This is a genomic window from Phenylobacterium sp. LjRoot219 (genome assembly GCF_964252995.1).
Classification (GTDB): domain Bacteria; phylum Pseudomonadota; class Alphaproteobacteria; order Caulobacterales; family Caulobacteraceae; genus Phenylobacterium.
The window spans coordinates 1048939-1071909 of the sequence record NZ_CAXUQI020000002.1 but is presented as its reverse complement, the minus strand read 5'-3'; the positions used below and the strand labels follow the sequence as shown (position 1 = coordinate 1071909).

At 68.3% G+C, this 22971-nt stretch carries 24 protein-coding genes; 13 read left to right on the top strand and 11 right to left on the bottom strand.

What is annotated here, in order from left to right; all coding sequences use genetic code 11:
* Nucleotides 1-14: 14 nt before the first annotated feature.
* Complete coding sequence (locus ACSQ14_RS22995; protein WP_436016892.1) at nucleotides 15-434, bottom strand: nuclear transport factor 2 family protein; 420 nt, start codon at nucleotides 432-434, stop codon at nucleotides 15-17.
* Between the two features lie 138 nt (nucleotides 435-572).
* Here ACSQ14_RS22995 and ACSQ14_RS22990 point away from each other — a divergent pair, with 138 nt between their 5' ends.
* Nucleotides 573-1232: a carboxymuconolactone decarboxylase family protein gene (locus tag ACSQ14_RS22990; protein ID WP_436016890.1), complete on the top strand. Its 660-nt coding sequence runs from the start codon at nucleotides 573-575 to the stop codon at nucleotides 1230-1232.
* A 108-nt stretch (nucleotides 1233-1340) separates the two neighbouring features.
* Here ACSQ14_RS22990 and ACSQ14_RS22985 read toward each other — a convergent pair whose 3' ends face one another.
* The gene (locus ACSQ14_RS22985; RefSeq protein WP_436016888.1) at nucleotides 1341-1982 is read right to left on the bottom strand and encodes a carboxymuconolactone decarboxylase family protein; all 642 of its coding nucleotides are present in this window, start codon (nucleotides 1980-1982) and stop codon (nucleotides 1341-1343) included.
* Between the two features lie 170 nt (nucleotides 1983-2152).
* Between ACSQ14_RS22985 and ACSQ14_RS22980 the strand changes: the two genes are divergently transcribed.
* Together ACSQ14_RS22980 and ACSQ14_RS22975 are read left to right on the top strand one after the other, a co-directional pair.
* Nucleotides 2153-2317, top strand: a complete 165-nt coding sequence (locus tag ACSQ14_RS22980; RefSeq protein ID WP_436016886.1) for a hypothetical protein — start codon at nucleotides 2153-2155, stop codon at nucleotides 2315-2317.
* A gap of 7 nt (nucleotides 2318-2324) precedes the next feature.
* Nucleotides 2325-2507, top strand: coding sequence for a DUF3606 domain-containing protein (locus ACSQ14_RS22975; RefSeq protein WP_436016884.1), 183 nt, complete (start codon nucleotides 2325-2327; stop codon nucleotides 2505-2507).
* A gap of 4 nt (nucleotides 2508-2511) precedes the next feature.
* On the opposite strand, the gene ACSQ14_RS22970 is transcribed toward ACSQ14_RS22975, so the two are convergent.
* Nucleotides 2512-2961: a winged helix-turn-helix transcriptional regulator gene (locus ACSQ14_RS22970; protein WP_436016882.1), complete on the bottom strand. Its 450-nt coding sequence runs from the start codon at nucleotides 2959-2961 to the stop codon at nucleotides 2512-2514.
* Nucleotides 2962-3065: 104 nt separating this feature from the next.
* Here ACSQ14_RS22970 and ACSQ14_RS22965 point away from each other — a divergent pair, with 104 nt between their 5' ends.
* On the top strand, nucleotides 3066-4343 hold the full coding sequence (locus tag ACSQ14_RS22965) for an MFS transporter (RefSeq protein WP_436016880.1): 1278 nt from the start codon (nucleotides 3066-3068) through the stop codon (nucleotides 4341-4343).
* On the opposite strand, the gene ACSQ14_RS22960 is transcribed toward ACSQ14_RS22965, so the two are convergent.
* The 4 genes from ACSQ14_RS22960 to ACSQ14_RS22945 all read right to left on the bottom strand — a co-directional run bounded on the left by ACSQ14_RS22960 (nucleotide 4300) and on the right by ACSQ14_RS22945 (nucleotide 8177).
* The gene (locus tag ACSQ14_RS22960) at nucleotides 4300-4512 is read right to left on the bottom strand and encodes an alkylphosphonate utilization protein (RefSeq protein WP_436017604.1); all 213 of its coding nucleotides are present in this window, start codon (nucleotides 4510-4512) and stop codon (nucleotides 4300-4302) included. The two genes, ACSQ14_RS22965 and ACSQ14_RS22960, sit on opposite strands and share 44 nt — an antisense overlap.
* A 184-nt stretch (nucleotides 4513-4696) precedes the next feature.
* Nucleotides 4697-6052, bottom strand: a complete 1356-nt coding sequence (locus ACSQ14_RS22955) for an aromatic ring-hydroxylating oxygenase subunit alpha (RefSeq protein ID WP_436016878.1) — start codon at nucleotides 6050-6052, stop codon at nucleotides 4697-4699.
* Between the two features lie 263 nt (nucleotides 6053-6315).
* Complete coding sequence (locus ACSQ14_RS22950) at nucleotides 6316-6783, bottom strand: hypothetical protein (RefSeq protein ID WP_436016876.1); 468 nt, start codon at nucleotides 6781-6783, stop codon at nucleotides 6316-6318.
* Nucleotides 6780-8177, bottom strand: a complete 1398-nt coding sequence (locus tag ACSQ14_RS22945) for an aromatic ring-hydroxylating oxygenase subunit alpha (protein ID WP_436016874.1) — start codon at nucleotides 8175-8177, stop codon at nucleotides 6780-6782. The genes ACSQ14_RS22950 and ACSQ14_RS22945 overlap by 4 nt, the downstream gene beginning before the upstream one ends.
* A gap of 219 nt (nucleotides 8178-8396) precedes the next feature.
* Between ACSQ14_RS22945 and ACSQ14_RS22940 the strand changes: the two genes are divergently transcribed.
* Nucleotides 8397-9053: a TetR/AcrR family transcriptional regulator gene (locus ACSQ14_RS22940; protein WP_436016872.1), complete on the top strand. Its 657-nt coding sequence runs from the start codon at nucleotides 8397-8399 to the stop codon at nucleotides 9051-9053.
* Between the two features lie 666 nt (nucleotides 9054-9719).
* Here the strand turns inward: ACSQ14_RS22940 and ACSQ14_RS22935 are convergent.
* Entirely contained in the window at nucleotides 9720-10922 is a 1203-nt protein-coding gene (locus ACSQ14_RS22935; protein WP_436016870.1) for a patatin-like phospholipase family protein, read from the bottom strand.
* 415 nt (nucleotides 10923-11337) lie between these two features.
* Nucleotides 11338-13182: a flavin-containing monooxygenase gene (locus ACSQ14_RS22930; protein ID WP_436016868.1), complete on the bottom strand. Its 1845-nt coding sequence runs from the start codon at nucleotides 13180-13182 to the stop codon at nucleotides 11338-11340.
* A 198-nt stretch (nucleotides 13183-13380) separates the two neighbouring features.
* Between ACSQ14_RS22930 and ACSQ14_RS22925 the strand changes: the two genes are divergently transcribed.
* The 7 genes from ACSQ14_RS22925 (at nucleotide 13381) to ACSQ14_RS22895 (ending at nucleotide 19635) form a co-directional block, all read left to right on the top strand.
* Nucleotides 13381-14193, top strand: a complete 813-nt coding sequence (locus tag ACSQ14_RS22925) for a TauD/TfdA dioxygenase family protein (RefSeq protein WP_436016866.1) — start codon at nucleotides 13381-13383, stop codon at nucleotides 14191-14193.
* Entirely contained in the window at nucleotides 14193-14951 is a 759-nt protein-coding gene (locus ACSQ14_RS22920; protein ID WP_436016864.1) for an SDR family NAD(P)-dependent oxidoreductase, read from the top strand. Before ACSQ14_RS22925 ends, ACSQ14_RS22920 begins: the two co-directional genes overlap by 1 nt.
* A gap of 60 nt (nucleotides 14952-15011) precedes the next feature.
* On the top strand, nucleotides 15012-16709 hold the full coding sequence (locus tag ACSQ14_RS22915) for an FAD-binding protein (RefSeq protein ID WP_436016862.1): 1698 nt from the start codon (nucleotides 15012-15014) through the stop codon (nucleotides 16707-16709).
* A 10-nt stretch (nucleotides 16710-16719) separates the two neighbouring features.
* Nucleotides 16720-17283: a CoxG family protein gene (locus tag ACSQ14_RS22910; protein ID WP_436016860.1), complete on the top strand. Its 564-nt coding sequence runs from the start codon at nucleotides 16720-16722 to the stop codon at nucleotides 17281-17283.
* Nucleotides 17284-17300: 17 nt separating this feature from the next.
* A complete protein-coding gene (locus tag ACSQ14_RS22905) occupies nucleotides 17301-17732 on the top strand; it encodes a nuclear transport factor 2 family protein (RefSeq protein WP_436016858.1) in 432 nt (143 codons plus the stop codon).
* A 258-nt stretch (nucleotides 17733-17990) separates the two neighbouring features.
* Nucleotides 17991-18647 carry a TetR/AcrR family transcriptional regulator gene (locus tag ACSQ14_RS22900; protein ID WP_436016856.1) on the top strand — a complete coding sequence of 219 codons (657 nt, stop codon included), beginning with the start codon at nucleotides 17991-17993 and terminating at the stop codon, nucleotides 18645-18647.
* Between the two features lie 73 nt (nucleotides 18648-18720).
* The gene (locus tag ACSQ14_RS22895; protein WP_436016854.1) at nucleotides 18721-19635 is read left to right on the top strand and encodes an SDR family oxidoreductase; all 915 of its coding nucleotides are present in this window, start codon (nucleotides 18721-18723) and stop codon (nucleotides 19633-19635) included.
* 206 nt (nucleotides 19636-19841) lie between these two features.
* Here the strand turns inward: ACSQ14_RS22895 and ACSQ14_RS22890 are convergent, their stop codons facing one another.
* The gene (locus tag ACSQ14_RS22890) at nucleotides 19842-20135 is read right to left on the bottom strand and encodes a hypothetical protein (protein ID WP_436016852.1); all 294 of its coding nucleotides are present in this window, start codon (nucleotides 20133-20135) and stop codon (nucleotides 19842-19844) included.
* 194 nt (nucleotides 20136-20329) lie between these two features.
* Complete coding sequence (locus ACSQ14_RS22885; protein WP_436016850.1) at nucleotides 20330-20644, bottom strand: hypothetical protein; 315 nt, start codon at nucleotides 20642-20644, stop codon at nucleotides 20330-20332.
* Nucleotides 20645-21562: 918 nt separating this feature from the next.
* On the opposite strand from ACSQ14_RS22885, the gene ACSQ14_RS22880 reads away from it, so the two are divergent.
* Nucleotides 21563-22963, top strand: a complete 1401-nt coding sequence (locus tag ACSQ14_RS22880) for a selenium-binding protein SBP56-related protein (RefSeq protein ID WP_436016848.1) — start codon at nucleotides 21563-21565, stop codon at nucleotides 22961-22963.
* The last annotated feature ends 8 nt before the right edge of the window (nucleotides 22964-22971 follow it).

Sequence of the window (22971 nt, the reverse complement as noted above, 5' to 3'; positions counted from 1 at the left end):
CGCGGGCCCCGATGTCAGGCCGGGCCGATCGCGCCCTCGTCCATGAACAACTGGTAGGTGCGCCGGGCGAACAGCCAGACGCCGCCGTCGCGGACCAGCTCGTCGTCGTAGACGCCGACGACCTTGCGCACCGCCCCGCCCTTCAGGACCAGTATCTCGCGGCAATAGCAGCGCGCCGTCGCCCGCTCGCCCCGCACCTCGATCGCGCCGATCTCGGCGAAGAAGGCCATCTTCTCCAGGCCTTCCCAGATCTTCTCCCACTGTGCACGCAGCGCGGCCTTGCCCTGCACCTCGCGCCCGGCCCACACGCGGACGCCGTCCTCCGCCCAGCAGTCCAGATAGCCGGCCACGTCGCCGCGGAACACCGCGTCGCTGTAGGCGCCGAACCGCTCGCGGATCAGCTGCCGATGCTCCAGGGGGCCTTCGAACGGCATCGTTTTCCTCACCTTGCCGGGCCTCACGCGGGCGCCGTGAGCCCCCTTGATAGGCTCGCCGGGCCGCGGCGTCGATTGACAGCGCTCCGGTCTGCTAACAAAATGACAAACAACAACGGCGCGGCGGCGAGGCAGGCGATGACCGACACACATCAGACCGGCCCGACGCGCGCCGGAGGCGTCCGGGACGCCCAGGCGCGCGAGGCGCAGATCCTCGGGGCGCCGCCGCGGATCGCGCCGCTGAAGCCGGACGAGGCGTTCGACCTGGCGCTTGAGAACACCGCGAACCTGCGCAAGGCGGCGTCGCGCAGCGCCGACAACCTCTCGGTCGCCGACATTCCCGAGCTGGTCTTCACCCTGCTCAAGCACCCCGACCTCTACCAGGCCATCGCCGGGCTCTCGATCCAACTGCTGGGCCGCGGCCGACTGTCGGCGCGCGACCGCGAACTGGTGGTGCTGCGGGTCGCGTGGCTGTGGCAGGCGCCCTACGAGTGGGGCGAGCACGTCAAGCTGGCGAAGGCCGCGGGGATCACCAGCGAGGAGATCGAGCGGGTGACCGCCGGCTCCGCAGCGCCCGGCTGGGACGACCATGAAGCCGCCCTGCTCCGCGCCGCCGAGGAGCTGTGCGCCGACGCGATGATCAGCGATGCGACCTGGGCGGTTCTGGCCCAGCGGCTGGACGAGCAGCAGCTCTTCGAACTGCCGGTGCTGGTCGGCCAGTTCACCAACGTCGCCTACTTCCAGAACGCGCTGCGGCTGCGGTTGGAGTCGCACAATCCCGGCCTGCACGCGCGCTAGACCCTGTCCCGCCTGACTTGAGGCCAGTCAGGCGGGACAAACAGGGTCGCCGCTATGGCCGGCCGAGCCCACCCCGAAGGGTTTCGGCCCGGCCGGGAAGCCTGCCCCTTAGCGGTAGGTCAGGCCCGGGTTGCCCTCTTCCAGCCGGATGCGCAGGGTGTTCTGCACGATCGCGGTGCAGACGTACTGGCCGACCATCATCGGGAATTCGAGCAGCTGCTGCTCGTCCCAGCTCTTGGCCAGCGTCGCCCAGGTCGCATCCGAGACGGTCAGGTTGGCGAGGATCTCCTCGACGGCGCGCAGGATCGCCGCTTCGTGCTCGCTCCAGCCGGGCGCGCCGGAGCCTTCGATCACCCGCAGGATCTCGTCCTTGGTCACGCCGTAGCGCTGGCCGATGTCGACGTGCTCGCCCCATTCGTAGGGCGCGCGCAGCAGCCAGCCGATCCGCAGCACGGCGAGCTCGCGTTCCCGCGCGGACACCTTCCCGCCGAAGATCGCCATGCCCATTTCCAGCTGGCGGCACATGATCTGCGGATGCTTGGCCATGGTCAGGCCGTAACCGGGAATGTCCGTCGCCGGCGGCAGGCCGATGGTCTTGCGGATATCGTTGACGATGTCCCAGGTATCCTGACCGACCTCATCGAGCTTCAGCGCGGGAACCCGCTGCGGCTTGCCGAGGATCTCCGCCTCGCGCGCGGCGATCGCCTCGGCGTCGTATCCGCTCTGATCGGCAACAAACGAAACAGCCATCCCTCTCCCTCTCAAACTTCATCGCACGGCAACCGGCGTGGGGCGGGAACATAGCCTCCGAACGGCGCCGGCGGACAGGGGCGTTGACGCCGCCCGGCCGCCGAAACGCCGCGGCGATGGCGGCGCGCAAAGGCGTCCCGGCCGCGCGCGGTCTGTGCTAAGCCGTGCGCATGAGTGATGGACCGAAAAGCGACGAGACCCCGATCGAACGCGCCCTGCGCCTGAAGAAGGCCGCGCTCGAGGCCCGGCCGAAGGCGCCCGGCAGCGGCAAGCACCAGCGCGAACAGTCGGCCGCCATGCCGTCCGGCGCCTCCAAGCCGTGGATGAAGAGGTAGACGCCGCATGGCTGGCCTGAAGGACAAGCGCGGCTTCATCGACAAGGACCGGCTCGATCTCTCCGAACGCAAGGCGGTCGAGTACTGGATGAAGCGCTGGGGCGTGACCGCCGACCAGATCACCGCGGCCCACCGCAAGGTCGGGCGGCTGACCAAGGACATCGCCGCCGAGCTCGGCAAGAAGCGCTGAGCGGCTAGCGCTCCAGGGGGTCCGGTTTGACGATCATGGCGTCATCCGGGCCGATCGGACGGCCATTGGCGGCCCGCACCTCCAGCCGCACCACCTCGCCGGTATCGCGCTCGACGAGGCGCGAGCGTCGCTCGCCGCTTTCAAAAAGGTGCTGTTCGCCCCATTGGCGCAGCGCAACCATGACCGGAAAGAGGTCCCGGCCCTTGGGCGTCAGCTGATAGCTCATGCGACCGGCCTCGGCGGGCGAGGTCTGCAGAATACCCCGCTGCACCAGACTGCGGAGCCTGGCGGCGAGGATGTTCTTCGCAATCCCAAGACTCTGCTGAAACTCGCCGAACCGCGAGAGACCGTCGAACGCGTCCCGGACGATCAGCAACGACCACCAGTCGCCGATGACGTCGAGCGCGCGGGCGCTTGGGCACACATCGTCTTGCAGGCGTTTGCGCTCGACCATCGCACCTTCTTAGCACCCAGCGATCCGCCGAACAATTCCTAGGTTGCAAGATGAAACCTTCGTCGATATCGGATGAGTTTCATCTTGCAACCATAGGGCCGCCCATGCTCAAGCGATACTCCGCCAGGCGGCCCGCCGCGGCCGGCGTCGTCCGCAGCCTGCATGGCCAGACGAGACTGCTCATCGCAAGCGGCCTGGCGGTGGCCCACGCCTATCTCGCCCACCCCATGCTCGATCTGATGTCCGCCGACGTCGGTTTGCAGGCCTCTCAGGCAGGCTGGATCGTCGGCGCGACCCAGGTCGGATACGGCCTCGGATTGCTGCTGCTCGCCCCCCTGGGCGATCTGATGGACCGCCGCCGTCATGTCGTGCTTCAGAGTGCGGCGCTCGGTTTGGCCGCGTGCGCGGTCAGCCTGTCGCGCTCGCCCGCGACGCTGCTCGGAGCAGCGGCTGTGATGGGCCTCCTGGCGGTGGTCACCCAGGCCTTCGTCGCTCTCGCCGCCGTTCTCGCCGACGACCAAGAGCGCGGCCAGGTGGTTGGGCAGGTGACGAGCGGCATCGTCGTGGGACTGCTGCTGGCGCGCACCGCGGCCGGCGCCTTGGCCGACATCGTCGGCTGGCGTGGCGTCTATCTCACCTCGGGCGCAGCAATGCTGCTCTGCGCCGGCGTCCTGTCTGCGCGCCTGCCGCGCCGCGATCTGCCAAGGAGCGAACTCTCCTACGGCCGGCTGATCGCATCGATGGGGGATCTCATTCTCAGCGAGCCGACGCTGCGGGTGCGCGCGACGCTCGCAGCGCTCATCTTCGCTGCCGTGACGATCGTGCTCACGCCGCTTGTCCTGCCCCTCAGCGCTCCGCCTTACGCCCTGTCGCACGCGGCGATCGGCGGGTTCGGTCTGGTGGCGGCGGCCGGCGCCGTCGCGGCCGCCGCAGCTGGACGCTGGACCGACGCCGGACACGGTCAACGGGCGACCTTCGCAGGGCTGCTGCTGATGCTCGTCGCGTGGGGCGCCATCGCGTCTCTGCCGAGTTCTCTCGGGCTCCTCGCGGTGGGCCTGCTGATGCTGGATTTCGGCCTACAGACGGTTCACGTCGCGAGCCAGGGGCTAATCTATCGCGTGCGCCCCGATGCTCAGGGCCGACTCACCGCCGCCTACATGGTCTTCTATTCCGCCGGCTCGGCAGCGGGCTCCTCCACATCCACCTGGGTCTACGCCGCGCATGGCTGGACCGGAGTCTCGATCCTGGGCGCGTCGGTCAGTGCGGCGGCGATTGTCTTTTGGGCGGTGACGCGCCCGGGCGGCGAACGCGGCCCTCGCGGTTGGCCAGGTTGGCCAGCTAGTTCTTGCGGACGAACTCCGCGCGCAGCACCAGGCCCTTGATGCCCTCGTAGCGGCAGTCGATCTCCTGCGCGTCGCCGGTCAGCCGGATCGACTTGATCACCGTGCCGCGCTTGAGCGTCTGGCCCGCGCCCTTCACCTTCAGATCCTTGATCAGGGTGACGCCATCGCCGTCGGCCAGCAGGTTGCCGACCGAGTCGCGCACCTCCACCGCGTCCGGCGCGGCCTTGGCCGCCAGTTCGCTCGCGGCGACCCACTCGCCGGTGACTTCGTCGAACACGAACTCTTCGTCGCCTGCAATCATCACACGCCCTCGCGCCGTCAACCGGCGGCGCGAGGGTTAGAGCTTCCGGCCGCCAAACGCCAGCGCGGGCGTCGGCGGCCGCGGCCCGGCGTCAGGCCGGGCCTGCGAGATAGCGGTCCACGACGCCGTGGAACCGGGCGATGCAGACCTCCTCGCGCGCCAACGACAGGTGGGTCAGCGCCTGGTTGCGCAGGCCCTTCTGCTGGCGCGGCATCTGCTCGTAGTCCTGCTGCAGGGCGAGGAAGTAGGGAAAGCTGCCCGGCTGCTCGACCTCGACCAGCGGCGCCCTGAGCTGCGACCGCAGCGCCTCCGGCAGCCAGATGTAGCTGGTCACCTGCCAGACGCAGCGGTTCGGGTCGCCGTCCGGGTGCGGCGTCGACATGATGACGGTCGCCTCGCCGGCGCGGATCGTCATGAAGAAGTTGGGGAACAGGAACCAGCCCTGGTTGTCGCTCATCTGGTCGTCGCTGAGCGCGCTGACGTCCAGCCCCTTGGCCGTCAGGGTGTCGCGGGTCGCCTGCTGCAGCAGGGTGCGCGCGGTGACACCGTCCGGGAACTGCAGCGCGCCGTCCGCGCTGCGGTGGGCGGCGACCAGCTGCTCGAACCTTGGCAGCACCTCGGCGACGCTGGGGAAGGTCACCGGCAGTTCGCGGATCCCCTCGACCTGCTGCTCGGGGCCGAACCCGGCGACGTTCACCTCGAACGGCGCGCAGGCGACGCCGTGATCGCCGAAGAAGCCGAAGCGGTTCTTCCCGGCCTCCAGGACGATCACCTTCAGCAGCTCCGGATGGACGCCGACGATGTGATAGCCCTCGGAGAAGGCGTCGATCACCACCTTCCAATTGCAGTCGAGGCTCTCGCGGACGTTCAGCCCGACCGGGGTCATCTCGTCCAGCCGATAGGGCGCGAGCAGCTCGACCACTTCCGGCCCGAGGCAGTCGGCGAGCGGCGCCGCATCGGGGTCCGGATTGAGGAAGATGAAGCCGGCGAAGCTGTCGACCGGCACCTGCAGCAGGCCGTGTTCGGCCTTGTCGAGCGGGCCGACCAGATCCGGCCGCGCGACCGACAGCAGCCGGCCGTCGAGCCCGTAGGACCAGAGGTGATAGGGGCAGGTGAACTTCCGCGCCTGGCCCTTGCCCTCGCACAGCTTGTTGCCGCGATGGCGGCAGGAGTTGACGAAGCCGCGCAGCACCCCGTCGGCGCCGCGGACGATCACGTAGGACTGGTCGAAGAGGCGATACTCCTTCCAGTCGCCCGTCTCCGGCAGCTCGTCCACACGGCCGACCACCTGCCAGACCCGCGTCCAGATCGCGTCCCGCTCGTGCTGCTGGAACGCCGCCGAGGTGTAGCGGTCGGTCGCGATGCGCATGTTGAAGCGGTCGAAATCGAGCTCTGGAAACAGCTTGGTGTTGCTGAGCCAGCAGCTCAGGGTCTCCGGCGTCGTCATCGCGTTTCGTCCTTCCTCGCGCCCCGGGGCTCGTCCTCGGCGGCGGCATTATTCGTACCGATCGGTTCGCTTTATGCCTGACGCCGACACCGCCGATTGTCAAGACAATCGGGCTGAGCTTTCCGCCCCAATACTTTGAGTTTTCGCCGTTTTCTCCGCACCCAATCAAGCCACACGGCTCCGCCCGGAGGGCCAGGGCCGTCCGGGTGTTTCTAGGCCTTCAACGACGACCGGCCGCGGCTCCGCCGCCGGTCGTCCTGTCGTCAGGAGGCGGACGCCTCCAGCGCGCCGTGCGCCGCCTCGACGATCCAGCGGCCGGTGTCCTTGGCCTGCTCGTAGATATCCAGCCGCTGGATCTGGTCGCGGTCGTTGAAGGCGTAGACCGCGATGACGTTCTTGCGGATGAAGTCGTCGCCCTTGTAGTGGCGCTCCTCGATCTCCTGGAACACGGTCCGGCCGAGCTCGCTGATCCGGAACACGGTCGCCTCGAACCGCGTCGAGCCGGCCCACGCCGACAGGAACCGGACGTACTCGTCCCAGGTCATCACCTCCTGGTAGGCGCCGACACGCTGGAAGGTCTCGACCGCGACCAGCTCCGCAACGGGCCTCCAGTCGGCCGGCGTCGAGCCGCTCGCGGTCGCCCGGCTCTCGATCATCTCGGCGTACTTGAGGACGATCTGCGCCAGCGGGCCCAATTCGGCGACGCTGGCCGTGGCGGTGACGACGTTCATGGTGCTCTCTCCGCGAGAATGGGGGCTCGCCGGCGGTCGGCCGAAGCGCCGTCGAGCCAACTGTCCAGAATGGAATGGAAATAGGCGAGGCGGACTTCCTGCCGCGACAGGGTCATGTAGCCGAGCCCGCGCTGGCGCAGCCCGTCCTGCTGGCGCTGCATCTGCGCGTAGTCCTGCTGCAGCGCCAGGAAGTAAGGGAAGTCCTTCGGCTCATCGACCAGGGCGGCGCGCTGCGCCGCGCGCTGCTCCGGCGGCAGCCACTGGTAGTTGACCACATGCCACACACAACGGTTCGGATCGCCGTCGGCATGCGGCGTCGAACTGATGAAGGTCGCCTCCCCGGCGCGGATCGTCAGGAAGAAGTTGGGGAACAGCAGGTAGAACTGATTGTCGCTCATCTGGGTGTCGGTCAGCCCGCTGACGTCCAACCCCTTGGCCGCCAGGGTGTCGCGGGTCGCCTGCTGCAGCAGGCTGCGCGCGGTGACGCCCTGGGGAAACGCCAGCTCGCCGCCCGCCTCACGGTAGCCGGCGACCAGCTGTTCGAAGCGCGGCAGCACCTCCGCCACCCCGGGGAAGGTCTTCGGCAACTCGCGGATGCCCTCGATCGCCCGCTCCGGGCCGAACGCCGCTAGGTTGGCCGAGCCGAACGGCGCCGTGGCGACGCTGTGGTCGCCGAAGAAGCTGTAGCGCTCCTTGGACTCGTCCATCGCGGGGACCAGCTCGGGGTGGATGCCCTGGATGTGATAGCCCTCCTGGAAGGCGTCCATCACCACCTTCCAATTGCAGTTGAGGCTCTCGCGGACGTTCAGCCCGACGGGGACCATCTCCTCCAGCCGGTAGGGCGCCAGGAGTTCGACCATCTCGCCCAGGTAGTCGGCGAGCGGGGCGGCGGTCGGATCCGGGTTCAGGAAGACGAAGCCCGCGAAGCACGCGACCGCGACCGGCCGCAGCCCCAGGTCCTCGATCGGACCGATGAAGTCCTCGACCGATCCCTCAAAATCGGGCCGCGGGACGTGCAGCAGCCGCCCGTCGAGATCGAACTGCCAGCGGTGGTACGGACAGGTGAACCGCCGCGCCCGCCCCCGGCCCTGACAGAGCGCGTTGCCGCGGTGGCGGCAGGCGTTGACGAAGCCGCGGATCACCCCGTCCTTGCCGCGCACCAGCACATAGGACTGGTCGAAGATGCGGTGCTCCAGCCAGTCGCCCGGCTCGGGCAACTCGTCGGCGCGGCCGGCGACCTGCCAGACCCGCGACCACAGCAGCTCGCGCTCCCGCGCGTGATGCTCGCGCGAGCAATAGCGGTCGGTCGACACGCGCATCTGCAGGCGGCTGAAATCGAGTTCGGAGAGGTAGCGGCCGCGATCGACGCGTTCGCCGGGCCTGGCTGGCGGCATGGGCTTCCTCCTCGTCGCGCTCTGAGTTTGGCGACTTAATCGTACCGTTCGGTTTCGTTCATCACGTCCCCGCCGGCGGCCGATGTCAAGAGCACGCCGCGAAAACCCCTGCTGCGGGGCGCCGTTCACCGCGCCGATGGAAATCGGACCGGCCAGGCGCTAAAAGGCGCAGGTTGGGGCGTGGCGCCGGGCGCTGCGGGGCAGAACGCGGCGAAGGTCATGTCCGAGAACACAAAAGCCGTGGTCGAGCTGGAGCCCAGGCGCGCGCGCGGCCGGCCGAAGGCCGAGGACCTCGCCGCCCTCGAAGCCCGGCTGGTCCGGGTGGCGCTGGAGACCTTCCTGGCCAAGGGCTACGGCGCGACCTCGATGAACGAGGTGGCCCGGGCGGCGCGCGTCTCCAAGGGCACGCTGTGGGCCCGGTTCCCGACCAAGGCCGACCTGTTCCGCGCCATCATCGACGACCAGATCCGCCAGACCGACGTCCGCTTCCGGCTGCCCGGCCCGAAGCCGAAGACGCTCGAGGCGATGCTGCGGGCCTTCTCCGAACGCGCGCTGCAGGACAGCCTGTCCGAGGAGATCATCCAGCTCAACCGGCTGATCTACAGCGAGGCCGGGCGGTTTCCCGAACTCGGCGAAGCCGCCTGGATGCGCTCGCATGTCGGCGTGCAGCAGGTCGCCGACTGGATCGCCGAGTATGCGGTGAAGGAAGACGTGCCCTGCCGCGACCCCGACGCCGCCGCGCGGGTGTTCACCACCCTGCTGCGCGGCTTCTACGGCGACGTGATGCTGAAGGGCCGCATCGCCGCGGTGGCCGAGATCAAGGCCTGGACCCAGGACATGCTCAAGGTGTTCCTCGCCGGCCGCAGCCACTGGTAGGCGCGCCGGCGGCCAGGGGCCCGGTCGGCCAATGATCGAAGGGCCCAACTGGGCTTGTCTCCCACACCGGGACTTCGTGGCACTTGCCGAATTGGGCGGTCGAATAACCATTCAGCCGTAGTATCTCCGCCAGCGGCGCCATCGAATTCGGACGCATGGAGCTGGATCCCGGCGCAGAAGTCGCAAGCTCAGTGCAGCCGGCCATGCCAAGTGATGGTTCCGGCCGGACAGCATCGCAGCTCGCGAGGGCGAGCAAAGCGCGGTATTGTGAAAACGCGAGTGGCTCAATCCGCCCGCGGCGAGACGCTCGGCGGTGGGGGTCCCACACGGGCCGCGCGGGCATCTAGGTAGCGGATCAGGTCGCCGGCCATGCGGGTTCGCTGCGGCTCGGGTACGATGAGCAGCCGCCTGAAGTGCGCGCCGATGGCGGATGCCTCCTCGGTCACAGCGTGCGGCGGGTGTTGTAGCGCTCCATCGACATGCCGAAGGTGAAGCCGACCAACAGCGCCAATAGGCCGAGCGCGGCGCCAAGTGGCCGCCGACGGCGTCCTCCTCCTCAACCTGATCCTTGGAGCGGGCGCGGACCAGCCGGCGGAGTTGCACGCCCGCCTCGTGCGCCCAGCGACAGGTGCTGGATCGGGGGGCCGGACATCGTCGCGACGTCTGTCAGGGTGCCGGCGCGAAGCCAGGCGGGAATTTTTGCCAGCGGTAGCCCGCCGCGGCGAGGCTCCGGCCGGTCTCGAACAGCTCGCGCATGTAGTGGGTGTCGAACTCGCTCTTGTGAGGCGTGGTGAAGGTGGGCGGGATGAAGGCGAGGTTGTAGTCGATCCCGTCGCGGGTCGCGGTCATGTAAAGGCGGTCGAGGTCGCCGACGCCCTGCGTCGCGATCAGGGACGAGACCGATCGATTGGCGATGCTGAGGGTTCGCCGGTCGACGCTGGCCCAATCGGGATCCAGCCGGGCGTTGCGGATCAGATAGACGCCGCGCTTGCGCCCAGCGTGATACTCGCGCGACAGCGCCCCGGCCTGCAACTGCGGCGGGTACAAGAACACTTGGCGGGTAGCGCCGCCGTCGACGTGCATTTCCTGGTAGCGCCGACCGTCGACATCCACATCAATCATCACCGGCGGGAAGGCGCCAGGAATGGACGCGGAGGCGACCATGATGCGCCGGAACAGGTCCAAAGCGTCGGGGTCGCCGCTGGCAGCGATGGCCGTCATGTTCCAGACGACCGGCACGCGCGCGTCCAAGTTGGTGGTGCCGACCAGCAGCAGGCGACCCTTGGCGTACTCGGCGGCGATTTCGCTCAAGAACTCGGGCGTGACGTGGCGCTTGACCAGCGCGGCCAACGGCGAGGTGTCGGCCATGGCGTCGTTGAACAGCGCCGCGGTGAAATTACGGGTCTTGAAAATGTCTTTCTGGGAGATCTGCGTGTAGACCTCGCGCAATACGGGATCGTACCTCGGGCCCAGGAAGGCGAAGGGCGCGATCAGGGCGCCGGTCGAGACTCCGGTGACCACCTTGAACTCCGGCCGGTCGCCGTGCTCGGTCCAGCCGACCAGCAGTCCGGCGCCAAAGGCCCCGTCATCGCCGCCGCCAGACACCGCCAGGAAGTAGGCCGGGGGCAAGGGACCTCGATGCCCCTGCTGGGCCAGCAGGGCCTGCTCGCGGCGCAGGGCGTGCTCCAGAATGGTGACGTACGGCGTGACGTCGCGGTCGGGCCAGAACCGCGCGTCCGAAACCGGGGCCTCGGCCCGGGCGGTCTGATCGGCCGGCACCGCGGGCAGGCGGCCCGGGGTGGCGCACGCCGCCGCCATCACCAGCATGACGATCGCCGCGACCCAGCCGCACCCTCTTCCTGGGCCCATAGAGGCCTCCTGTTGTCGCTCTTGGATGCGAATGATGGCCATCATGGCCATCGCCGATCCTGGCTTGGTCATCGCGACGCGGAAGCGCTTTGGGGCGAAGTAGGCGGAAATCTCGTGTCCGGGGCCTTGGCGTCGTAGGCCAGAGCGGAGCGGAAGCTAGCGTCGCGTTGGGCAGTTATCTATCGGGTATTGTACGGACCTGCATCGGCGGATCAGTCGTGATCGACCTGCAACCGCGGATGGACAGCGATCCTCGTCGGTGGCGTTTCGATATTGCCGAAAGCCCCATGATCAAAGGCCCTCATCCTGGAGCGCCGCTACCGTCCGATTAGGATCCGTGAGCGGAAGTCCGATCCAGCGCGCCAATCGGATGTTCCCGAGGCGCTCCACGCGACCGCCTCGGGACCCCGGCGCCTCAGCCGGCCGCGGCCGGCTCTGGGGCCGCGAGGACCAACCCGTCCAGGTCGCCGGTCGCGCGCCATTGCTCCAACAGCCGCTCGAAGGCGTCGAAGCCCGGGCCGTAGGTCTCGCCGAGGTACCAGCGGATCTTCGCCTCGCCCTCGTTGTTCAGATAGCTCGGTGTGCATTCGCGCTGGATCGCCGTCAGGTCGACGGCGGTCTCGCGGATGTGCTGCACCCAGGCGTCCTGCGCCGCCTCGCTCGGCTCGACCATCGTGGCCCCGCGATCCAGCGCCGCCTTGATGATGTGGGCGATGTGCCGGCCCTGATGGCCGAAGGTCACGGTGGTCGTGGCGTTGAACCCGCCCTGGTAGAAGCCGACGAAGAACTGGTTCGGGAAGCCGTGGGTGGTCATCCCGTGCAGCGTCCGGTAGCCGTCGTCCCAGTGGTCGTAGAGCGACAGCCCGCCACGGCCCTCGATCACCTCGATGCCCCAGCGGCGCTTCAGCTCGCTGGTGACCTCGTAGCCGCTGGCGAAGATCATGCAGTCGATCTCGTACTCGACGCCGCCGGCGACGATCCCCTTCTCGGTCATGCGCTCCAGGCCGCGGCTGTCAGAGACGTCAAGCAGCTGCACGTTCGGGCGGTTGAAGGTCTGCAGGTAGTCGTTGCTCGAGCACGGCCGCTTGCAGAGAGAGCGGTACCAGGGCTTTAGCGCCTCGGCGGTCGCCTTGTCGGCGACGACGGTTTCGATGCGCTGGCGGATCCGCTCCATCACCCGGTAGTCCTCGGCCTCGCGCAGCGCCATGGCCTGGGGCAGGGTCAACGCGGGCCAGCCCTGGGCGTCCAGCTTGGCGTTCAGGTTGCGGCCGATCTCGGTCCAGAAGTCGCAGATCAGGTCCGGCTCGCCCGGTCGGAAGCCGTCGATCGCCCCACGATGGAAGTTGGCCTGGCGCTGCGCCTGCCAGCCCGGCTGCAGGCTGTTCGCCCAGTCGGGATCGGTCGGCGGATTGCGCCGCTCGTCGACGCTGGTCGGCGTGCGCTGCACGACATAGAGCTGCTGGGCGTAGCGGCCGAGGTGCGGAACCGCCTGGATCGAGGTCGCGCCGGTGCCGAGGATCGCCACCCGCTTGTCGGCCAGCTTGTCGAGCACCGGGGTCTTGTTGTCGCCGCCGGTGTAGTCGTAGTCCCAGCGCGCGGTGTGGAAGATGCGGCCCTGGAAGTCGCTCATGCCGGGGATCGCCGGCAGCTTCGGCCGGTTCAGCGGCCCGCTGGCCATCACCACGAAACGGGCCCGCAGGTCGTCGCCGCGGTCAGTGCCGATCCGCCAGCGCTGGATCGCCTCGTCCCAGCGCAGCGACGTCACCAGGGTGTGGAAGATCGCCCCCTCGTAGAGGTCGAACTGGCGGGCGATCCGCTGAAAGTGCTGCTGGATCGCCCAGCCGTCCTCGAACTGCTTGGACGGGATGAAGCCGGTCTCTTCGAGTAGCGGGATGTAGCAGTAGGCGTCGTTGTCGCACTGGATCCCCGGATAGCGGTTCCAGTACCAGACGCCGCCGAAATCGCCGGCCTGGTCGATCACGTGCACGCCGCGCACGCCGGCCTGGCGCAGGTGGTAGGCGGCCTGGATCCCCGACCAGCCGGCGCCGAGCACGGCGACGTTGAGGTCTTCCGAGCGCGGGGCGCGCGGCTGCACCGGCATGTGCGGATCGACGTCATAGCCTTGCGACAGCGCCTGGTCGGTCGGCACATACTGCGCCTGGCCCTCGGGCCGGACGCGCTTGTCGCGTTCGCGAAGGTAGCGCGCCCGCAGCGCCGCTATATCGATGTCGTCAGGCGTCCGGGTGGGCTTGCAGCTCATTCTCAGTCCCTGTCGTCCCGCGCCGGCTTCCCTGCCGGCGCGGTCCATATGATGATCGCAGCTGTCCGATCGCGGCAACCACAAAACGAACCGATAAGGTCATTTTCCTGGGGCTATTGACAGGGACCGGCGGATGGAGCGACCTAATTAAACGAACATATATGTTCGATTTAATCGGGACCGATCGGGAGGGAGCGGATGGCGTTCGAGGTGGTGAACCTGAAGGAGCGGATCGGGTCGGAGATCCGCGCCGACGTCGACGCCCTGCTGACGCCCGAGGTCGCCGCCGAGGTCCGCCGGCTGTTGATCGCCCGCGGCGTGCTGGTGTTCCGCGGGCTGCACCTCACCGACGAACAGCAGGTGACGCTGGCGCAACTGCTGGGCTCGGTGCGCGAGGAAGGCGAGAAGGGGATCTTCAAGATCACCCTCGACAAGTCGGCCAACGACCGCGCCGACTACCTCAAGGGCTCGTTCAACTGGCACCTCGACGGCACCCATGACGAGGTGCCGGTGTTCGCCTCGCTGCTCACCGGCCGCAAGCTCTCGGCGGTCGGCGGCCAGACCGAGTTCGCCAACTCCTACCAGGCCTACGAAGAGCTACCGCAGGCGATGAAGGACCGGATCGCCGACCTCAAGGGCGTGCACAGCGTCGAGGTGTCGATGCGCCGCGGCGGCGTCGAGCCGACCGAGCAGAACCTGCGCTACTGGCGCAGCCTGCCGGACAAGACCCACAACCTGGTCTGGACCCACCAGTCCGGCCGCAAGTCGCTGGTGATCGGCTGCCACGCCTCGCATGTCGCCGGCATGGACCGGGCGGAGGGCGAGGCGCTGCTGCAGGAACTGCTGGCGTGGGCGACCCAGCCGAAGTTCGTCTACCGCCACGAATGGACCGTCGGCGACCTGCTGATCTGGGACAACACCGGCGTCCTGCACCGGGCCGAGCCCTACCCGCTCGACAGCGGCCGGATGATGCACCGCACGACCCTGCTGGGCGAAGAGGCCTTCGCCTGATGGCCGGGCTTGCGAAAACCGCGCTGGTCACCGGCGCGGCCGCCGGCATCGGCGCGGCCTGCGCCCGGCGGCTGGCGCGCGACGGCGCCCGGATCGGCGTGCTGGACCTCGACGCCGAGCGTTGCGCCGCCACCGTCGGCGAAATCACCGCGGCCGGCGGCCAGGCGATCGCGCTCGGCGCCGACATCTCTGACCGGACGCAGGTCGAGGCCGCCATCGCGCGGCTGCGGGAGGCGTTCGGGCCGGTCGGCGTCCTGGTCAACAACGCGGCGATCACCGGCTTCACGCCGTTCCTGGAGATGACCGACGCGCAGTGGGAGTCCGTGCTGAAGGTCAACCTGACCGGCACTTTCATCGTCACCCAGGTGGCGCTGCCGGACATGGTCGCGGCCGGTTGGGGGCGGATCATCAACATCGCCTCGTCGGCGGCGCAGACCGGGGCGAAGCATATGGCGCACTACGCGGCCTCGAAGGGCGGGATGATCTCGCTGACCCGCACGCTGGCGGTGGAGTTCGGCCCCGCCGGGATCACCGCCAACGTCATCCCGCCGCGCTTCATCACCGGCACCATCATGTCGGAGCAGTCGTTCGCCGATCAGAAGCAGCCGATGGGCCGCGAGGCGCTGGCGCAGTCCGGCCCGATCTGCCGCGAAGGCCGCCCGGACGACATCGCCGGCGCCGTGGCCTGGCTGGCCTCGGAAGACGCCGGCTACGTCACCGGCCAGGTGATCGGCGTCAACGGCGGCCGCTATATCTGAGATGCTGAGAGATCCAGGCGCGCCCGCGCCTCAAGAACAAGATCGCACAGGGAGCGAGACATGATCCGGAACCTTCCAGCCAAGTGGGACCTCGAGGCGGATCTGGTCGCGGTGGGCTCCGGCGGCGGCGGTCTGGCGGCCGCGATCACCGCCCACGATCATGGCGCGAGCGCGATCGTGCTCGAACGCGACGAACAGGTCGGCGGGGTGACCGCCTATTCGATGGGCGAGGTCTGGGTCCCCGGCAACCACCTGGCCCAGGCGCTCGGGATCACGGACTCGCCCGAGAGCGGCTATCGCTATGTGAAGCGGCTGTCGGTCGGCTACGCCGACGACGCAGCGGTCGCCAATCAGGCGGTCCACGCGCCGGAGGCGCTGAAGTATTTCGAGGACAGGATCGGCCTCCGGATGCGGGTGATCCGGGACTGCCCGGACTATTACCACCCGTTCTCCAACGACAGCGTGGCCGAAGGCCGGCTGCTGGAGGTCGAGCCTTTCGCCGCTGAGAGCCTCGGCGAGTGGCAGTTCAAGACCCGCGTTTCGCCGCACGTGCCCTACGGCCTGACCCACGCCGACATCTTCCACAACGGCGGCACCGCCAACATGCTGAAGTGGGACTACAGCGTGATGTCCGAGCGCCTCGGCAAAGACGAGCGCTGCCTGGGCCCCGGCCTCGCCGCCTACTTCGTCAAGGGCGCGCTCGACCGCGGGATTGGGATCCACACCGGGGTCAACGTCGAGGAGCTAATCGGCGACGGCGAACGCATCGTCGGCGTGCGGGCGACCAAGGACGGCAAGGATCTGTTCGTCAAAGCGGCCAAGGGCGTGGTACTCGCGGTCAGCAGCTTCGAGCGCAACGCCGAGTTCTCGAAGACCCTCGGCGCGCAGCTCGAACCGGAATCCATGGTGATGTCGAGCGTCGACGGCGCCCATCTGCGGCTCGCCGGGCCGTTCGGCGCGCGCATCGCCCGGGTGCCCGACGGCTCGATCCTGGGCCTGCACACGCCCGGCGAGGAGCAGGAGGGCGAGCTGCCGCTGTGGCGCGGCGCCCTGCCCTTCATGGGCCTGCCGCACACCATCGTCGTCAACCGCGCCGGCAAGCGCTTCGGCGACGAGGCCTTCTACCGCTCGATCGCCCTGGCGCTCGACCGGATCGACGGCGCGACCCAGACCCACCCGAACTATCCCTGCTGGGCGATCTTCGACAGCCAGGCGCGCGCCAAGTACCCGTTCGGCGGCGCCATGCCGGGCCAGGAGCTGCCGGAGGGCATGGGCGTCAAGGCCGACACGCTGGCCGAGCTTGCAGCCAGGATCGGCGTCGATCCGCAGGGGCTGGCGACGACCGTCGAGGCGTTCAACGGCTACTCCGAGACCGGCGAGGACGCGGAATTCGGCCGCGGCACGCGCCCCTGGAGCGTGGTGATGTGCGGCGACCCCTTCCAGAAACCGAACCCGAACCTCGGGACTCTGCGTGAGGGGCCGTTCTACGCCGTCGAGCTGCACCGGATGGCCGGCGGCGGCATCACCTCGACCGGCCTGCTGATCGACACCCACTGCCGCGCGCTCGGCTGGGACGGCAAGCCGCTCGACGGCCTCTACGTCGCCGGCAACTCCGCGGCGCGGACCGACAACGGCGCCGTCATGCAGAGCGGGATGACCAACGCCCGCGGCATGACCCACGGCTACCTCGCCGGCCGTCACGCCGCCGGCGAACCGAGCCCGCGGCTGGCGGCGGAGCTCGGCCGTTTCGGCCTCTGAAGCAGTTCCCATGATCGAAACCGAACAGACCATTTCCATCGACGTCCCGATCGACGACGTCTGGACCTACGTCCGCGACATCGAACGGTGGGCGAACCTGATGCCCGGCCTGCGCGAATGCGAGGTCCTCAGCGACAACGACTCGCGCTGGACGCTGAAGGTCGGGGCCGGCGGCATGGTGCGCACCGTCAAGGTGCTGGTGCAGGTCGACGAATGGGACGGCCCGGAGCGGGTGCGCTTCTCCTACAAGCTCGAGGGCGATCCGGTGGAGGGCGGCGGAACCTACGTCGCCGTGCGCAAGAGCGCGCGCGAGACCGAGGTCACCCTCAAGGTGCAGGTCGTCGGCGGCGGGCCGATGGCGCCGATGTGGGAGGCGATGGGCAAGCCGCTGCTGCCGCAGTTCGCCAAGGCCTTCGCCGGCCAACTGAAGACCGAGATCGAAGCGACCGCCGCCGCCGCGCCGCCATCGGCCGTGACGCCGAAGCCGTCGTCGCCGCTCGCCGCGCTCGGCCAGTGGCTGCGATCGGTCTGGCGCGCGCTGGCCGGGGCGAAGTCGCCGCAATCCACACGCTAGAAAAACGGGAGGACTCCATGAGCGAGCAGAACAAAGAGGTCGTGCTGAAGTTCATCAGGGCGTTCAGCGACGGCGATGCGGAGACCGCCAAGACCTGCCTGGCGCCGGACGCCTTCACCCTGGCCAAGGGCTTCGGCAAGCTCTCCGGCCCGCGGCCCTACGAGCTGATCATCGCCACGACCGCGGCGTTCAAGGAGCTGATCCCCACCGGCCTTAGGCCCACCTTCCACACCGTCACGGCGGAAGGCGACCGGGTGGCGGTCGAGTTCGAGGGCGACGCGACCCTGGTCAACGGCGAGCGCTACTGCAACCAGTACTGCATGGTGTTCACCCTGGCCGACGGGCTGATCAAGCACGTCAACGAGTACTACTGCACCATCCTCGCCGACGAGAAGGTCCTGCCGCTACTCGCCGAGGTCGAGGCCCAGCGCCAGAAACCCGGCGCCTGATCGCAGAGTCCCCTGCCCCCGCGCGAGACCGATGGGAATCGTACGGGGGCGGAGCTAGTGTCCCGATTCCGAAGTTCGCATGCGCCTTTTGGCGAGCTTGAGCGAACTTCGGAATCGATCAGGACACTAGCAAGTATCAGTTTCTAGTGTGCTTTTCGGATCTGAAGTTCGCTCGGGCGCATGACCGACGTGCTGGCGAACTTCAGATCCAGCACACTAGAAGCGCCGACAGAGCAGCCGAAGGTCAGCCGTCAGGTCATGTCCGAAACCGGAAAAGCCGCCGTCGACCTCGAACCTCGGCGCCCCCGCGGCCGGCCGCGGACCGAAGACCTCCAGGAGCTCGAGTCCCGGCTGATCCGCGCCGCCCGGCAGTGCTTCATCACCCTCGGCTACGGCGCGACCTCGATGGCCGAGGTGGCTCGCGCCGCGCGGGTCTCGAAGGGGACGCTCTACGCGCGGTTCGCCTCGAAGGCCGACCTGTTCCGGGCGATCCTCGACGACCAGATCGCCAACTCCGGCAGCGCGGTGCGCCTGCGAGGACCGAAGCCCAAGACCCTCGAAGCGGTGTTGCGCCTCTATGCCGAGCACATGCTGCAGGAGAGCCTCTACAGCGACATCCTGCAGCTGAACCGGCTGATGTACAGCGAGGCCGGGCGCTTCCCTGAACTGGGCGAAGGCGCCTCGGCGCGCGGGCGCATGGGCGTGCGGCAGGTCGCCGAGTACATCCGCGACTATGCGGTCGAGGACGGCGTCCCGTGCCAGGACCCCGAGGCCGCGGCGGAGATGTTCATCACCCTGCTGCGCGGCTGGTACAGCACGGTGATGCTGCGCAGCCAGGTTCCGACGGTTCCGGAGATCAAGGCCTGGACCCGCAGAATGCTCAAGCTGTTCCTTGCCAGCCGGCCCAGCTGGTAGTCAGCTGTCCGCACGCGGACCTTCCGCGGCGAATCCAAGACTTGCCGGCGCGCTGAACACCAAGGGGGACGACTTGGGCTGGACTGTTTCCGATCTGCCGTCCCAGCGGGGCCGGACCGCGGTGGTCACCGGCGCCGGCGGGCTCGGCTACGAGACCGCGCTCGGCCTGGCGCAGGCCGGCGCCGAGGTCGTCGTCGCCGGGCGCAACCCCACCAAGGGCGAGGCGGCGGTGGCGCAGATCCGCAGCCAAGTTCCCCAGGCCCGTGTCGCCTTCGAGCCGGTCGACCTGGCCGACCTCGCCTCGATCGCGGCCTTCGCCGAGCGGTTCAAAAGCAGCCGCCGCAAGCTCGACCTCCTCGTCAACAACGCCGGCGTGATGGCCCCGCCGAGCCGGCAGACGACCGCCGACGGGTTCGAGCTGCAGTTCGGCACGAACTACCTCGGCCACTTCGCACTCACCGCCCGGCTGCTGCCGCAGTTGCTGAACGGCGAGCGGCCGCGGGTCGTCAACGTCTCCAGCCTGGCGCACCGCAACGGCAAGCTCGACTTCGGCGACCTGCAGACTGAGCGGCCCTACAAGCCGTTCCGCGCCTATTCGCTGTCCAAGCTCGCCCAGGTGGTCTTCACCCTCGAGCTGCAGCGGCGCAGCGAGGCGAACGGCTGGGGGCTGACCAGCGCCGCCGCCCACCCCGGCTTCGCCACCACCGAACTGATCGCCAACGGCCAGGGCGCGAACAGCCTGATGGCCCGGGCGATGGGCGTGATAAATCCCTGGCTGTCGCAGTCGCCGGCGGCGGGCGCGCTGCCGACCCTCTACGCCGCCGCCGCAACCGACGCGACCGGCGGCGCCCTCTATGGCCCCGACGGGCTGATGGAGATGAAGGGCGCGCCGAAACGCGCCTGGATCGCGCCGGTGGCGATCCAGGCGGACGCTGCGCGGCTGTGGAGCGTCTCCGAACAACTGGCCGGGGTTCAGCTGGCCCCGTAGCCTCGACGACTTTGCACGGCGAGGTTCCGCTTGCGGCTGTCGCGCTGAGCTGCGTTCGCGACCCGTGGCGGAAGTTCCGAACGTCCGCTCTTCGGAGGTGGTCGACGGGCTGGCCGCAGGTGGTTCGCCTTTGCAAGTGCGTCCGATCAGGGCAATTCTGTCCAGGTGTCCACGTCGCTCAAAGCCAGCGAAAAGCTAGCAGCACTTCATGGGTGGTCTGAGTCGACAGGGGCGAGCACCTTTGCTTCCGGGTGGCGATGCAGGAACCGTCTGAGCGTCAGCAGCAAGCCTGCGGCGTGCGAGCGGTCGCCTCTGGCCAGCGCCGCCCGAAAGTCCTCGACGATCATCTGCCGGACCGCAACCGCGCCAGCAGCCTGATGCAACAGGTCAAAAGCGATTTCAGTCGCCATGATTTCCGATACGTGTTCATGCTCGGCCACCGCCGCGACCTCGTCCTCTTCGAGCCCGCAGAACCCGATACAATTTTCGAGCGAAATCACCTGTCGGTCCTCCCGTTCGCGGGGCGTAGGCGCTCTCTCCCCGCTGAGCCTCGTCAATCGGTTTTGTGCGTGGTCATGCGGCTTGCGAACCGCCAAAGGCCGTACGCATCTTGCTCTTCGTCAGAACGCGAGGGCCCGCTAGAAGGTAGCGCCCCAGGCCCGTGCGCCCGGGCTCGTGAATGTGCGACACCTAGCTAGGCGGCGGAGCTCGTCTTCGCCGCCTCGTGCGCCATTGGGCCCGACATCTCCGCGAAGCTGAACAGCCGGAACGCGCGGGCTCCATCGAAGTCCAGCACCCTTAGGTCGTCCGTCTCCGCCAGGCTGCGCGCCACGATATCAAAATGCATGCCGTAGCGCGCTTTGGCCAGACCAAGCGGGATCTCGTAGGCGAGGAACCGGTCGACACCCTTCCCGGCGAGTTTCTCGAGCAGGCCGGGCTCCTCGATCGAGGCGTGGGATGTAAGGATCACCAGGGGGCCACTGCCGGTAAACAGCATGAAAACGTTCATGGCCGACTCCTTCGTTCGGATGGTAGCTCCCCGCGAGCGCGCTCCTGGGTCTCGGCGCCGCCATGGTGTTACCTAACCCGATCGCGTCCGTTTCCCCTTCCCCATCCGTCGCTCGCCCGGACTTTGAGACCCTAGCGATTTAGAAGGCGGCGTGGATTCAGGCCGCGGCAGAAGCGCGCAATAGGACGTGCAAGCGCAATAAGTGCGGTGCGCATCTTCCAGGCGCGGGGGCTTCCAGTGTGCGGGAGGTGAAGATGGGGCGCATGAATGTGAGGTGTGTGGACGTGGGGAAGGTGGAGGTTTCTCATCCGAGTACTCGCGAGCAGGGCGAACAGACCAACTAGTAAAAAAACGTGCACCTTCTATGAACAGTTCCACCGGTCCGATGTTACGCGCCCCTTGCAAGACACTCCTTCATCCAGTTGATCAAACCGCCGCTGAGACGGCCCCATCCCTTCCGGCATTCGTCGATCAAGCAAGGCGGCATCCCCACGGTCCTCAACGGATGGTGCTGCGTCGACGTGGCCAAACATCGTGCAAGCCAGAGCCAACGCGGCAGCGATAATGCGGGCAATCATTCGCTCATGATGAAGCAGTTCCTGATCCGGGAACTTCCGCAAACCACCACCCTTAGCCGAAGTTCGGAATGTCCGCTTGCGGGGGCCACGCTTAGCTCTCCGCTCGCTCCGCCCTACGCGATCCCGACGCTGAGCCGCGGTGCTCCGATGATCCCCGAATGGGACCACTTCGCCTCGCCTTGCTGCGCGTTGTTGCGGCCGGCGCCCCTCCGGCCGCACAATGTCGGGCGCGGCAGGCCAGGCCCTCGCCGCGCCAGTTTTCCAGGAGGACTTCCAGAGCCCCCGCCGGCGCGTGCAGGCCGGCCGCTCGGGGCATTGCAGCGCGGCTAGGGAGATGACGATGTCCATTCGCCCCGATCCAACCTTCCACGCCACCGCCAAGCTGGCGATGGAGGCGCCCGTCGAGACCTACGCCTACACCCTGATGCTGAGCCCGGACTTCTCGCAGCCCGACGCGCTGGCGGTGGTCAATGTCGACCGGACCTCCAAGGACTACGGCAAGGTGGTCCACACCGTCGTCATGCCGAACAAAGGCGACGAGTTTCACCACTTCGGCTGGAACGCCTGCTCCTCGGCGCTCTATCCGCTGGCCGGCCACGCCTTCCTGGCGCGCCGCTTCCTGATCATCCCCGGGCTGCGCTCCTCGCGGATCTATGTGATCGACACCGAGGGCGGGCCGACCGCGGCCAAGATCCACAAGATCATCGAGCCGGAGGAGGTGTTCCGGAAGACCGGCTACTCGCGGCCGCACACCATCCATTGCGGCCCGGAAGGCGTCTACGTCTCCACCCTCGGCGGCGGCGGTCCGGACGGGACCGACGGACCGCCCGGCGTCTTCATCATGGACTGCGAAACCTTCGAGGTGATCGGCCGCTGGGAGATCGACCGCGGCCCGCAGGAGAAGCACTACGATTTCTGGTGGAACCTGCCGCGCGACTACATGGTCTCCAGCGAATGGGGGCTGCCGCCGCAGTTCGAGAACGGCATCGTCCCGGAGGATCTGCTGGCCAACAAGTACGGCCACCGGCTGCACTTCTGGGATCTGCGGGCGCGCAAGCACGTCCAGACCATCGACCTGGGGGCCAACCACCAGATGGCGCTGGAGGTCCGCCCGGCGCACGACCCGGTAAAGGAGTACGGCTTCCTCGGCGTGGTGGTCGACACCACCAACCTCGAAGGCTCGATCTGGACCTGGTGGCGCGAGGGCGGGAAGTTCCACGCCAAGAAGACCGCGACCATCCCGCCGGAGCCGGCGGAAAAGGACGAGCTGCCGCCGCTGCTGCAGGGGTTCGGCGCCGTCCCGCCGCTGGTCACCGACATCGACCTGTCGCTCGACGACCGCTTCCTCTACGTCTCCTGCTGGGGCACCGGCGAGATGCGGCAGTACGACGTCAGCGATCCGCTAAACCCGACGCTCGCCGGCTCGGTGCACACCGGCGGGATCGTGCGCAAGGCCGACCACCCGAGCGGCAAGGCCTACGCGGGCGGGCCGCAGATGGTCGAGATCAGCCGCGACGGCCAGCGCGTCTACTGGACCAACAGCCTCTACTCGACCTGGGACGCGCAGTTCTATCCGGCCGGCGTGCCCGGCGCGATGGTCAAGGCCGACGTCGGCGCGAACGGCGGGCTGACGCTCGACAAGGACTTCTGGGTCGAGTTCCCGCAGGGCTACCGCACCCACCAGATCCGGCTCGAGGGCGGCGACTGCTCGACGGAATCCTTCTGCTACCCGTCGGTCTGAGGGGCCGC